A 12,108-nucleotide genomic window follows, 5' to 3' on the forward strand; every position below is an offset into this window, starting at 1 on the left:
TGCAGGGGGGATACGGGCCCGGTCGGCCGTCCGCTCAACGGGACCGGGAATTTGTCACCCGATGACAGAAAAAGCGTTCAGCCGGCGGACGCGACGCGCAGGGCGAGGGCGGGGCAGCGCCGCACCGCCCGCAGGGCCCGTCCGCGCATCCGCGCGGGCAGGGGCATCACGGCCCGCTCGGGGTAGCCGTCCGCGCCGAGCCGCAGCAGCCCGGGCAGCAGGTCCGCACACAGGCCGTGGCCCCGGCACAGCGTCCAGTCCACCAGCAGCTGCTCGGCGGGCGGTCGTGCGGAGCCGTCCGTACGGGCCGGTGACACGGACGTGTGCACGGCCGCCCCCTCAGGCAGTGGCAGGGCGCCGAGCGTCGGGCGTGCGCAGCCGTGCCCGAGGGCGTGGGCGGCGAACTCGTCGGCGAACACCGTGAGCGCGGACGCCACGAAGCGGGCGGTGCCGTCGGGGTGGGCGCACGCGCCGCGCTGCTCCACGGCGGACATCCGTGCGCGTGCGGCGTCCAGGGCACGCTGTCCGCCGCCGTCGGCCGCGTCGGCAAGCGCGTCCGCGAGGGAGGGCAGGCCGAGGGCACAGGGTCCGCACTGACCGGCCGACTGGGCCGCCAGCCACCGGGCCGTGCGGAGGACTTCGCCGACGGGGCACGTCGTCTCCGGCAGTGGCAGTACGGCGCCGGCGCCGAGGACGCCGCCGGCCGCGGCGAGCGAGTCGCGCGAGACGGTGGCCGTCCGGGCCGCCTGCGCCGGCAGCCAGCTGCCGTGGTAGCCGCCGACCAGGACACCCTGGCCCGGTGCCGTCCCGCACAGGTCGAGGACGTACGTCAAGGGCACGCCGGTCGGGGTCTCGACGACGTGGGTGCCGGCGACGGTCAGCATGACGGTGCCGGGCTCGGTGGGCAGCCCGCACGCGCCGTAGCCGGTGGCTCCGAGCCGCGCGGCGGCGGCGAGCTGGGCGAAGGTCTCGGTGTTGGAGAGCAGGGTGGGGGCTCCGCCGAGCCCGCTCTCGCTGGTGCGGACCCTGCGGCCGGACGGAAGCGCGGGGCCGCCGTCGATGCCGCGGACGAGCGCGGAGCTCTCGCCGGTGACGAAGCGCTCGGGCAGCAGGGTCACATCGGCCTGCGGGCCGGAGGAATCGCGTTCGGCGATGGCGCGGCTCACCGACCGCTCGACGTCGGGACGGGTCACGCCGACGGCCACGCGCTGGGCGCCGAGCGCCTTCGCCGCGAGCATCGCGCCGTCGAGGACCAGGTGCGGGGCGTAGAGCAGCAGGGCGGTGTCCTTGAGGCAACCCGGTTCGCCCTCGCTGCCGTTGACGACGACGGAGACGGAGGAGCCCTTGCGGTGCACCGATGCGGCGACCGCGCGCAGTTTGCGGGCGAACAGGAAGCCCGCGCCGCCCCGGCCGCGCAGGCCGATGTCCTCGGCGAGCCCGGCGAGTTCGTCCACGCCGGGCTCGGGGGCGGGGCCGTGCACGGCCAGGTGCGCTTCCCGGTCCATCCACGCCGTCTCGTCCAGGCCCGCAAGCAGCCTCGGCGGTCCGACGGTGGCCAGGGCGGGCACGGTCCGGTTCATGCCGTCCCTCCGCGTCCCTCGCGTGCCGCCCGTTCCCTGCGCAGCCGTGAGCGCATGCGCAGGGCCAGGGCGCCGGCCACGCCCGCCAGGCACAGCGCGTACGCCGCGGTGGCCCAGCCTGCGGCGGGGCGGCCCGCGTGCAGCCCGTGGACCAGGGCCGCGCCCCAGGCCGGGTAGGCCGCCATGTGCAGGGCGCGCCACTGGCGCGAGCCGCCGACACTGCTGAACGCGCTGCGGAACGCCCCGCCGACCGCCACCGCGACGAACAGGTAACCCGCCATCGTGCCCAGGCCGATGAGCAGTGGTTGCGTGTTGTCGGTGAACGGAACGGCCGCGGCCGCGGTACTGGTACGGTCCTCGGCAACCTTCACCCAGATGTGCAGGGCGAGAAAGCCGAGCCCGGCCACGGCCAGCCCGCGGTGCACGCCCTGGGCGAGGAGTCGGTGGGCCGAGCCCAGCAGCCGCCGGTCGGTTGCGGCCAGCCCCCACAGCACGGTGGAGGTGAGCGAGACGAGCGCGAGGACCCCCGCGCCGAAGTCGAGGAACTCCTGCGTCCGTTCGGCCACGCCGGCCCGGGCGGCGACGGCGAGGAGGAGCAGGATCGCCGCCGGGAGGGCGGGCCGCGCCGAGGGCCGCATCTGCGGCCGGGCCCGCGCCCTCGTGGCCCGGCCGTCGGCTGCGGCCCGGCCTCCGGCCGTGGCGCGGGAGCGGCCGCGGGGCCTGCCGCGGGGGCGGGTCCGGGGCCGGGCAGGTGGGTGGGACCTGGGATGGGGCCGGGGAAGGGTTTGCATTCGCGACATGTGCATACGGGTCTCCGACAGACGGTCTCCGGTGCTTCCGGCGACTGCCCGTGTTCCTGAGAAATCCGGAAATCCCTCGCATCGGCGTTATTCGCCGGGAGGGCCCTTGTTGAATTCACGCGGTGTGACCGGTCGGCCACCGGAAGCCCGGCGGTCGAATGTGCAGAAGCATCGTCCATCTCCGCAGGATCTTCATAAGGTTTATCGCGCTGTGACAAATTCCCGTACGGCTGTCCCCCTGACGGGCGCCGACTGTCGATGATGCCCACTCAGGCGAGAGGGACCCGGCCCGCATTTACCCGGTTTCCCGGCCCTCGCGCCCGGAACGGAAGTCCGGAGGTAGACGATGTGCGAAATCCTGAACCGCATCTGGTCGCGGCCGCGCGGTGAGTGGTCGGGGGCCTTGAGAAGGGAACTCCCCGCGGTCGCCGCCCAGCTGGCCGAGGAACTGCAGCGCAGCACGCCGGCGTTCTCGGCGGCCGCACAGCGCATCGGCCCGGAAGCGACGCGGACCGCCGTCGAGCAGGCCCTGCTGCTGACGCTGGGGCTGCGGCCCGAGACCGCCGCGGGCCGCATACCCCAGCCGCGGCGAAAACCCGCCCGCGTCGTCACCGCCATGCCCGGCACCCGGGCGCGCCAGGCTCTCTTCGCCGCCCTCGCCGACGACCGGCCCATCCCCTCCGACGTGCTGGCCGAGCTCGCCGGTCAGGCCGGCTGGCCGCTGCCCCGCCGGGTGCGTGCGATCGTCCTCGCCGCCCCGAACGACGTGCCGTCCCCCGCGCCCCACCTCGTGCCGCAGCCGTCCCCGCAGCTGACGTCCCAGCTGGCCGCCGCGCTCGGCCAGGGCCTGCCGGGAACGGTCGAGGCCGACCTGTGCCTGCTGATCCCCGACCCGGGGCCGCGGGCCCGGCCCGCCCTGGACGCCGCCCTGGAGACGGCGCTGGGCGGGCGGCCGGCCGCGGTGGGCCACTCCGTGCCGGTCACCGAGGCCGCGGCGTCGCTGCGCTGGGCGCGGCGGCTGCTGGGCCTCACGGGAGCGGTGTCCGGCCCGGGCGGACGCGTCACGTTCGTCGACGACCACCTCTCCGACCTGATCGTCCTGCAGGACGAATCCCTGGCCCGGGCCCTGTCGGCGCGCTGGCTGCGCCCCCTGGACGACCTCACCCCGCGGCAGAGCGAGCGCCTGGAAGTGACGCTGCTGGCCTGGCTGGAGAGCGGCGGCGCGCCGGAGGCGGCCCGCACGCTCAACGTGCACCCGCAGACCGTGCGCTACCGCCTGCGCCAGATCGAGAAGCTCTTCGGGCCCGCGATGCGCGAGCCGCGCAGCCGCTTCGAACTGGAGCTCGCGCTGCGCAGCCGGCGCCTGCTGGCCCGCGCCCGGCTGCTGCGCTCGCGGGCCCACGGCACCGTACGGGCGGTGGGCGCGGCCGTGCAGCCGCTGGGCTCCGCCGGGCGGGCCCGGGTCAACGGCCTGTGAGCCCTGCGCGCTCGGCCGGGTCCGGGCATGGCGCAGCGGCCCCGAATCCGGCAGTTCGGGGCCGCCGCCTTCCCGGTACCGGGTGGCAGTGGGGGGTGAGGCGCACCCGGCGCCGGGGGTCCGGTGGGAGAGGGTCGGTGAACGTCTGTGCGCAGCCGCGGGGAGGGCGCTGTCAGCAGGTGCGTCCGGTGTTGATGCAGTCCGCCGCCCTGGACATCAGGGCGTCCGGCATCACGTTGATGAAGTCGCCGTGGTCGGTGACGGGCTTGTGCAGCTGCTCGGGGAAGCTGTCCACGGCGAACGGGACACGCGCCGGCACGTCGTAGGTGATGCGCTGCACCAGCTGCGGGATGGCGCGGAAGCCGCGCGGGCACGAGCCGTCCGCACGGGCGAACGCCACGTGGGTGCGGTGGTTGGCGCTGTCGGTGTCGCGCCCGTCCCAGCAGTTCTGGAAGGCGAAGGTGCGGACGACGTCCGCGCCGTTCGGGCAGATCGGGTATTTGTCCTTGAGCTGCCGGTTCTCGAAGCCCACGCAACTCCACGAGGCATTCGCGTTGGCCGTGCCGTTGGTGAGCGCTTTGGCGTCGCCGGTGATGATGCGGAGGAATCGCGGCATCGCGGTCACCTTCGCCACCGGGCTCCCCCGGAACTGCAGTGTCACGGACGCGGGCCGCAGGATCGTTCCCATGTTCCCGTCGTGTCCGCCGCCCGGTGCCCGGGCGTCCGGAGCCGCTTTTCCGTCCAGGACGCGCAGCACCGGCCAGTAGTGCGTCGACTTGTCCCCGTTGGTGCAGGTGGTCCCCGCCGCGGCGAGGCTCGCATCGGTGGAAAAGGCGTCGGTGGATTTATTGCCCACGTAATCGTGCATGTGGTGGGCGCCGTTGCGCACCCCCGGCGTCACGATGACATTGTCGGGGTTGAAGTGACCGTTCTCGTTGCGACCGCACACGGTGGTGAACGTGCCGGTCGACCCTCCGCGGGCGGCGGCGGGCGTGCCCTTCGCGGCGGGGGCGTTCCTGATGTCGGCGAAGTCGGCGCGGGACGGGCCGCCCGGCATGCCCTGGTCGCCGAGCCGTGAGCTCAGGGGACGCGAGGAGTCGTCGGCCGCGGCCGTGCTGACCTGGCTGGTCCGGCAGCCGCTGAGGGCCTTGAGCCCGCCCGGCGAGGAATCCGCCGTGCCCGCCGCGCGGAGGGAGTCGGAGATCTTGCCGATGGTCTGCGTACGCTCGCGCTGCAGATCGCCGAGGACGGCCTCGGGCTTCGACTCCGCCATCCGCCCGTAGGCCCGGGCCACCTGGGCGTCGAGCTGGGACAGCCCCTGGGAGACCTCGGTGCGGGCCGGCGCGGGCACGTCCCGCAGCCGGTCGCCGACGTCGGGGCAGGAGATGGTCGTCGCCGCGCCGGCGGCCTGCGCCCCCGCGGCGTGGGAGGAGTGGCCGTCGCCGCCTGCGGAGACGTCCCGGCCGGCGCCGGCCGAGGCGTAGTCGGCGACGATCGCCGTACCGCCTCCGCCGAGCAGCAGCGCCGCGGCCGCCACCACCGCCCGGGTTTTCAGCTTCGAGCGTTTATGGGCCTGTCGCATCATGTGGGGTCACTTCTTCTCGTTGTCGCCTGGGTGGGGGAAGTCGACGAGTCCGGTGTTCTCGAGGACGGTGATGTGGTCGAGGACGACGGAGTTGGCGCGTGTCGCCAGGGCCCGCACCGTGGCGTTGGCGGTGCGGTCGCGCACGAGGGCCACCAGGCCGAAGACCTTGCCGTGGGCGGCGCGCACGAGATTGGCGAACAGCCGGTCGAAGGTGGCGCCGCGGGAGTCCTGCAGCTGGTCGAGCCACCCCTGCTGTTCGGCGCCGGGGCGCTCCGGCAGGCTCACGCCCAGCGAACGGGCCGTGTCGACGGACCGCTGATCGAGCTCGCTGTGGCCGTCGATCAGATGGTCCCCGGCCATCCGCACGGCATCCGTGGTCCCGCGCTCCCGGGCGAGCTTCCCCGCGGGCTTCTCCCAGAGCCCGGCCATCCGGACCCGCCGGACGAAGTCCCGGTCCAGCGCCGTCAGCGGCCCGGCCGGCGTCTGCCGGGTCCCCTCCCCGTCGTCGGTCCACGAGGTGCGGGCGCCGGCCGCCGCCGGCCCGGCGCTGCCGAAGAGGTAGACCGGGATCAGCAGCGCCAGCAAGGTCGCGGCCAGCGAGAAGACGATGAGCCCGGTACCGAGGGTCCGCCGTGACATGGGCCTGCGCGCCTGCAGGGAACCGACGGACCTCAGGGAGCTTACGGACCGCAGTGAACGTACGGATCGCAGTGAATGCCCGGATCGCAGTGAACGCAGGGACCGCAGGGTTCGCATGGCAGCACCTTCTTCACTCGCCCGACTGCCGGAATGCCCACGGACGCTAACCCCGGGAAGAACACGGCGGACAAGCATTCGCTCCCTCTGACAAACCCCTGCTCCCGGCGCCCGTACGCTGCTACCGTTCCGCGCACGCACGGACCGTGGCCCGGGGCGGCAGACGTGCCGCACGGGTCACAGCAGCATGGCCGGGAAAGGCCAGTGGTGAGGGCGGCACGGGAGCCAGACCGAACGGTCGCCCACGGTGAGGAGGAGCTTCTGCTCCGCCCATTGCCGGGCCAGGGGCACGGGCAGCGCCGCGGTCGGAGCGCCGTCCAGGACCCGGCGCTGGGCGTCCAGGGCCTCCGGGCCGTCCAGGACGCTGATGACGGAGCGCGCGGCGCGGTGGTCGCGGACCTCGATGAACCCGGGGCCCCGGCGCCAGATGCACAGGCCGGGCAAGTGAGTCTCCCGCCACGTGCGCGCGATCTGCTCGGCTCCCGCGGTCCCCGCTCCTTCGACGGCCCTCGGCGGGGCGAGGTGGCCGAGTGCGCGCCACTCCGCCGCGGCGGCCGGGCGTACGGCCCAGTCGACGACGATGCCCACGCCGGTCAGCGCCCGTACCAGCGCGATCGCGTGGACGGCCGTGGCGGGGGAGTCCGCGCCGGTCAGGTCGACGGGCTCGGTGAGGCGGGCCAGGCGGGCGCCCTCGCGGAAGTGGCGGCGGGCCCACGCGTCCGCGGGTTCGCCGCCGGGGCGCGGGGGCGGTGACTGCCAGGCCGGAACGCCGGCCGCCCCGGCGGTCCCTGCCGGCTTGACCGCCCCAGCCGTCCTAGCCGTACCCGATGTCCCGGCAGTCCCGTAGTCGCGCTCCCAGATGACGAGTTGCTGCGCGTCCGCCGTCAAGCGTCCGTCCCTTCGGGCTCGGTGGAAAGGAGCGCGGTGTCACCGGGCTTGCGCACGGGGAGCCGGCGCAGCTCGGCGTTGGTGGCCTCCGGGACGACGTGCACGAGCTGCCCGTCGTCGCCGAAGAGCAGGCCCATCGCGCGCCAGCGCTCCAGCATGCCCTCCAGCCGGGCCGCGGCCACGCCGAGGCGGCGGGCCAGGCCCGCGGGGGTCCGGGGGTTGTCCAGGAGACGGAACGCGGCGATCTCGACGGGGTCGGTCAGCTCGTACGCCGTCCACGCGAACGCGGGCCTGCTGCTGACGAATGCGATGCTGCTGCCGAGGTCGCGCCGGGTGAGCCGGGACGTGCGGTGGGCCCGCTGCCACACGCGCAATTCCGCTTTCAGCCGGGCGGACAGCTCCGCGTCGATGCCCTGCTCCTCGGTCTCGAAGAGATAGGCGAGGTCGTACAGTTCCGCCTCCGGCAGGTCGTAGACGAGGGAGTAGCGGGGATCGGCCCGCAGTTTCCCGAAACCCAGCTCGGGACGGTCGAAGAAGGGGCTGAACCGTTCCACGCGCAGCCGCGCCGCGTGCCGGGCGGGCTGCAGGTGGTGAAGGACGGGGAACTGAGCCATGGCCGGCTCGTAGTCGGCGGCGCACTCGCCGGGAAATCCGTGGAGGTAATTCCAGGAGACGGTCAGGCCGGCCGTCTCGGCGTCACGGAGCATCCGTACGTTGAGGCAGCCGCTGACCCCCTTGTCCATCAGGGAGAGGACCCGGCTGCTGAGGTTCTCGATTCCCGGCTGGACGTGCACCATGCCCGCCGCGGCGAGCCGCCGCAGCCCCTCCAGGCGCATATTGGACTTGATCTCCACGAACATCCGCAGGTCGTAATCGGCCTCCGTGAAGTACGGGAGAGCGGCTTCGAGATGGGACGGCGCGAGGATGTTGTCGACGACCCAGAAGTCCAGGACGCGATGGCGCTCCGCGAGCCGGACGACCTCCTCGGCGAACGTCTCCGGCCGCTTGGCGCGGAATTCCATCAGCGAACCGTTGAGCCCGCAGAAGGTGCAGTGGTGCTTCTCGCCCCACCAGCAGCCGCGGGACCCCTCGACCACCAGCTTGGGCGCGACGCTCGCGGCGATCGGCGAGCGGGCGAACCGCTCGAAGAAGTCGTCGTAGTGCGGCGAGGCGATGCGCCCCGGAGGGAGGGGACCGGCCGCCGCAGGTTCCACCACGGGCGTGCCGTCCGCGCCGCGGTGGCACAGCCCGGGCAGCCCCGCCGGCCCGGCGGCCCCGGCAAGGCCGGGAGTCACGCCGCGGGCGGCGGGCAGCAGCGGTTCCAGCCGCTCCAGCAGGCGGGGGAAGACCTCGTCGCCCTCCCCGCGCACCACCACGTCCACCCACGGGAAGTTGCGGTGCAGCGCCACTCCTTGCGGGCCGTCGCAGTTCGCGCCGCCGAAGACGGTCACCACGTGCGGCGCGTCCCGCTTCAGGTGCCGCGCCACCGCCAGGGCCGCGGTGTTCTGCTGGAAGGTGGAGGTGAAACCGACCACGTCCGGCCGCCACGCGGCGATGCGCCGGGCGAGCTGCGCGGTGAACCGCGGCGCGCCCGCGTGGAGCCGGCGGGCCACGCGGTCGCGGCGGGCGGTGAGACGGAACCGGTCCGCGTACGCATCGAGGTGCCAGCCGGGGTCGTCGTAGAGGGCCGAGGAGAAGATCCAGTCGCCGAGCCCCTGCTCGTAGGTCTGCAGGGAGAAGTACTCGTAGTCGCCCAGTGTGAAGTCGCCCTGTTCCAGGGCCCAGTCGGCGTACTCCAGGTTGGCGTGCAGGACGTCGACCTCGGCGGCCGGGAAGCGGGCACGGGTGGCGGAGGCGAGGATGCCCAGGGCCAGGGAGGGGACCTCGACGAGAGCCCACGGCATGTTGACCAGCAGGACGCGCACGGTGCTCCCCCTAGGTCCGGGCGGACGGGTCCGGGCGGAGAGTGGTGTCCCCTCATGCTCCCGCCGCCCCGGCGGGGCGCGCCAGAGGGCCCACGCACGCTGTGGGCCCACGAGGCCGGAAACCGGCGGTCTGCGTGGTCGGCCGGCGGCTCACAGCTCGACGAGGGCCTGTACCGGGAGGTGGTCGCTCGGGAAACGGCCCTCGTAGGAGTAGGTGTTGATGCCGGCCCGCACGGTGCGGACCGACGGTGAGGCCAGGATCCAGTCGATGCGGTCGCCGTCCGGGACCAGGGGCCGGTAGCCATGGAACGTCGCGTACTGCCGGCCGCGCTCTGCGGCGGTTTCCCAGGTGTCGGTCAGGGCCCCGCCGCCGAGCAGCGCGTCGTAGACCGGGTTGCCGTGGGCCGGGACGTTGAAGTCGCCGGTGACGATGCGGGGGAGTGCCGGGTCGAGGGCCCGCAGGCGCTCGCCGATCAGGGCCGCGCTGCGCTCCCGCGCGTACTGGTGGGCGTGGTCGAGGTGGGTGTTGAGGAGGTGGAAGCCGCTGCCGGTGTGCCGGTCGGTGAAGCGGATCCGGCTCGCCATCCGGACGATGGTGTTTCCCCAGGTGGCGGAGCCGATCAGGGCGGGGGTGTCGGACAGCCAGAAGTGGTCGAACTCCTCGGGGCTCAGCCGGAGCGTGTCGTAGAAGACGGCGCCGAACTCGTCGCGGCTGCCGCCGAGCCGGCCCAGCCCGATCCACGCGTAGCGGGGGCCGAGGTCTTCGGCGATGTCGCGCAGCTGCCGGTACAGGCCCTCCTGGGTGCCCAGCACGTGGGGTCTCTCGCGACGCAGCAGCCGCCGCATCACCGGGCGCCGCTCCGACCAGGGGTGGGGATCGGTCTCGGAGGCGTACCGCAGGTTGAACGACATCACCCGCAGCCCCCGCCGGTTCTCCGTCCCGGAGGCGGCGGGGGCTCCCGCGGCGGCGGTCGCGGCCGTGGCGGCCGTGGCCCGCAGTGTGGTGCGGCGGGTCAGGTGCTGCTGGTGCGGCGTGCGGGGGTCCGGCGGAACGGGGGCGGGCATGGTGCCTCCTGGTCGGGAAGGTCCGGAAGGTCCAGGGGATCCTTGCCGCAGGACGTCCCGGAGACAAGGAGCGGAAGCGGACTTCTGCCGTGCCGTGCCGTGCCCATGCCGTGCCCATGCCCGTGCCGTGCCGCGCCCCCGCCGCTTGCCGGCCGGCGTGCCCGCCTCAGATCCTGCCGCCGCCCGGCAGCTCCTTCTTGGCATCCACCACGGCCCGCCGGACGATCGCACTGCGGAAGTACTCGGTACCCGGCGCCAGGCCCCAGTGCTCCTTCACGAGTACGCTGCGCTGGCCGATGTACTCGTACGTGTCCCTGTCGAAGATCCACTCCTGGCGGCCGAAACCGGCGGTGAAGGTGACGGCGATGCCCTTCCGGCCGTCCGGGTTGGTGGCCTCGTCCACGAAGGTGACGCCCGGGATCTTCGCCGCCGCCTTGTAGAGCGCAGCGCTGATGCGCGGCGGCACCAGCTGCTCGCCGAGGATCTGGCCGATCTCCTCGAACGCCGACCAGTCGGCCTGCGGATCGCCCACACTGGCGCCCCGGTACAGCTGCTTGAGCAGGGCGTCGGGGTCGGACGGGAGCGCTTTGAGACTGGCGTAGGAGTGCGGGAGCTCGTCGGCGGGGCCGTCGCCGACGTCCAGATCCTCGCCCTTCTTGTCCATGAACGGGTGCTCGGGCTCGTAGATGAAGCTTTTGCGGCTGTCGGGCGAGAGCCAGACCTGGCGCGGGTGCAGGGAGGTCACCCGGAACCGCTCCTTGCCGCCCGAGCGCTCGCTCTTGATGCCGGACACCCGGCTCTCGACGTAGATGAACTGGTCCGGCCGGGGCTCCGGGGCCGGCTGCCGCTCGGCCGCGAGTGAGATCCGGTCCATGACCGCCGGCAGCCCTTTGGTGGTGCCGGCGACGGTGCCGGAATCCGCGCTCACGGCGCCCGGCCGCCCGCCGGTGCCCGGATTCTGCCCCCGCGAGTCCGTTCCCGCGCTCCCGGGGGAGAGGAGTACGACGCCCGCGATCACCGCGGCGGCGCTCGCGGCCGCGGCCGCCGGTACGGCGATGCGCACGGCGCGGCGCATGCGCGGCCGCGGGGCGGGCCGCGTGGTGACGGCACCGGTGCCGTCACCGGGGACCAGGTCGGGGACGGGGTCGGCGGCCCGGCCGATCTCGGCCATCAGGTGCTCGCGGAGCTGCTGTTGACGGGCGGCGGACAGGCCGCCGTCCGCGGGCCGGGGCAGCAGCAGGCCGAACTCGGCGTGGTCGAGCGGTTCGTGGTCGAGCTGTTCGCGGTTGCGCGGCTCCTGTGCGGGCCGCCGGAAGACGTTCTTCATCGGTTCCACTTCACTTTCGGCCGGATCAGGTCCGTGCGGTCGCCGAGGACCGGGAGTGCGGTGCCGGGGGTTCGTGCCGCGTCGCCGGCGCTCTGCCGGAGTTCGCGCTCGGCGAGTCCGCGCAGCCGTTCGCGGGCCCGGGACAGCCGTGACCGCACGGTGCCGACGGGCACGCCCAGGGCTTCCGCCGCTTCGGCGTAGCTCAGCCCGGACCACACGCACAGGGTGACCACTTCGCGTTCGCTCCGGCGGAGCTTGCCCAGGGCCCTCTCGGCCGCGGCGAGCTGCTCGGCGTCGGCCATCCGCCCGACGAGCTCTGCGGAGAAGTCCGGAACCGTGTCCCTCGCCGGGACGCGGGCGAGGGCCTTCTCGTGGCGGCGCGCGGCGCGCGCGACGTTGCGCAGCACGTTGACCGCGATGCCCATCAGCCACGGCCGGGGGCTGTCGCCCTCGTCGCGCAGGCGCTCGCGCAGCCGCCAGGCCTCCAGGAACGTCAGCGAGACGACGTCCTCGGCCGTGGCCCAGTCGCCCGTGACGCGTACGGCGTGCCGGTGGACCAGCTGGGCGTGGTCGTCGAAGAGCTGCCGGAAGGCGCCGGGGTCGCCGCTCCGGATGCGGGCTTGTATGGATCGGTTCACGTTCTGAGTTGTCCGCTCGGGGCCGTGCGTTCCCGTGATCCGGGTCACGGAGAGGCCGGGTGGCCGG

General features: G+C 74.0%; 10 protein-coding genes. 1 reads left to right on the top strand and 9 read right to left on the bottom strand.

Annotated elements, in window-relative coordinates; translation table 11 throughout:
* Positions 1 to 77 precede the first annotated feature (77 nt).
* Positions 78 to 1,580, bottom strand: a complete 1,503-nt coding sequence (locus IE241_RS24570; protein WP_190023999.1) for an NADH-quinone oxidoreductase subunit NuoF family protein — start codon at positions 1,578 to 1,580, stop codon at positions 78 to 80.
* Positions 1,577 to 2,218, bottom strand: coding sequence for a hypothetical protein (locus IE241_RS24575; protein ID WP_190024000.1), 642 nt, complete (start codon positions 2,216 to 2,218; stop codon positions 1,577 to 1,579). Before IE241_RS24575 ends, IE241_RS24570 begins: the two co-directional genes overlap by 4 nt.
* A 508-nt stretch (positions 2,219 to 2,726) precedes the next feature.
* On the opposite strand from IE241_RS24575, the gene IE241_RS24580 reads away from it, so the two are divergent.
* Complete coding sequence (locus tag IE241_RS24580; protein ID WP_190024001.1) at positions 2,727 to 3,857, top strand: PucR family transcriptional regulator; 1,131 nt, start codon at positions 2,727 to 2,729, stop codon at positions 3,855 to 3,857.
* 172 nt (positions 3,858 to 4,029) lie between these two features.
* Here the strand turns inward: IE241_RS24580 and IE241_RS24585 are convergent, their stop codons facing one another.
* The 7 genes from IE241_RS24585 to IE241_RS24615 all read right to left on the bottom strand — a co-directional run bounded on the left by IE241_RS24585 (position 4,030) and on the right by IE241_RS24615 (position 12,041).
* Entirely contained in the window at positions 4,030 to 5,442 is a 1,413-nt protein-coding gene (locus IE241_RS24585) for a DUF1996 domain-containing protein (protein WP_190024002.1), read from the bottom strand.
* Between the two features lie 6 nt (positions 5,443 to 5,448).
* Positions 5,449 to 6,081 carry a DUF4142 domain-containing protein gene (locus IE241_RS24590; protein ID WP_190024003.1) on the bottom strand — a complete coding sequence of 211 codons (633 nt, stop codon included), beginning with the start codon at positions 6,079 to 6,081 and terminating at the stop codon, positions 5,449 to 5,451.
* Between the two features lie 294 nt (positions 6,082 to 6,375).
* On the bottom strand, positions 6,376 to 7,086 hold the full coding sequence (locus IE241_RS24595) for a DUF5825 family protein (protein ID WP_190024004.1): 711 nt from the start codon (positions 7,084 to 7,086) through the stop codon (positions 6,376 to 6,378).
* A complete protein-coding gene (locus tag IE241_RS24600; protein WP_190024005.1) occupies positions 7,083 to 9,011 on the bottom strand; it encodes a RiPP maturation radical SAM C-methyltransferase in 1,929 nt (642 codons plus the stop codon). Before IE241_RS24600 ends, IE241_RS24595 begins: the two co-directional genes overlap by 4 nt.
* Before the next feature lie 150 nt (positions 9,012 to 9,161).
* On the bottom strand, positions 9,162 to 10,076 hold the full coding sequence (locus IE241_RS24605) for an endonuclease/exonuclease/phosphatase family protein (protein ID WP_190024006.1): 915 nt from the start codon (positions 10,074 to 10,076) through the stop codon (positions 9,162 to 9,164).
* Between the two features lie 166 nt (positions 10,077 to 10,242).
* Positions 10,243 to 11,403, bottom strand: a complete 1,161-nt coding sequence (locus IE241_RS24610) for a CU044_5270 family protein (RefSeq protein ID WP_190024007.1) — start codon at positions 11,401 to 11,403, stop codon at positions 10,243 to 10,245.
* Entirely contained in the window at positions 11,400 to 12,041 is a 642-nt protein-coding gene (locus IE241_RS24615; RefSeq protein ID WP_190024008.1) for an RNA polymerase sigma factor, read from the bottom strand. The genes IE241_RS24610 and IE241_RS24615 overlap by 4 nt, the downstream gene beginning before the upstream one ends.
* Positions 12,042 to 12,108: the final 67 nt, after the last annotated feature.

The organism is Streptomyces hiroshimensis (assembly GCF_014650335.1).
GTDB classification, from domain to species: Bacteria; Actinomycetota; Actinomycetes; order Streptomycetales; family Streptomycetaceae; genus Streptomyces; species Streptomyces hiroshimensis.

Coding starts and splice junctions, on each gene's coding strand:
- IE241_RS24570 (WP_190023999.1), bottom strand. CDS start 1,580: ATGAACCGGACCGTGCCCGCCCTGGCCACCGTCGGACCGCCGAGGCTG.
- IE241_RS24575 (WP_190024000.1), bottom strand. CDS start 2,218: ATGCGGCCCTCGGCGCGGCCCGCCCTCCCGGCGGCGATCCTGCTCCTC.
- IE241_RS24580 (WP_190024001.1), top strand. CDS start 2,727: ATGTGCGAAATCCTGAACCGCATCTGGTCGCGGCCGCGCGGTGAGTGG.
- IE241_RS24585 (WP_190024002.1), bottom strand. CDS start 5,442: ATGATGCGACAGGCCCATAAACGCTCGAAGCTGAAAACCCGGGCGGTG.
- IE241_RS24590 (WP_190024003.1), bottom strand. CDS start 6,081: ATGTCACGGCGGACCCTCGGTACCGGGCTCATCGTCTTCTCGCTGGCC.
- IE241_RS24605 (WP_190024006.1), bottom strand. CDS start 10,076: ATGCCCGCCCCCGTTCCGCCGGACCCCCGCACGCCGCACCAGCAGCAC.
- IE241_RS24610 (WP_190024007.1), bottom strand. CDS start 11,403: ATGAAGAACGTCTTCCGGCGGCCCGCACAGGAGCCGCGCAACCGCGAA.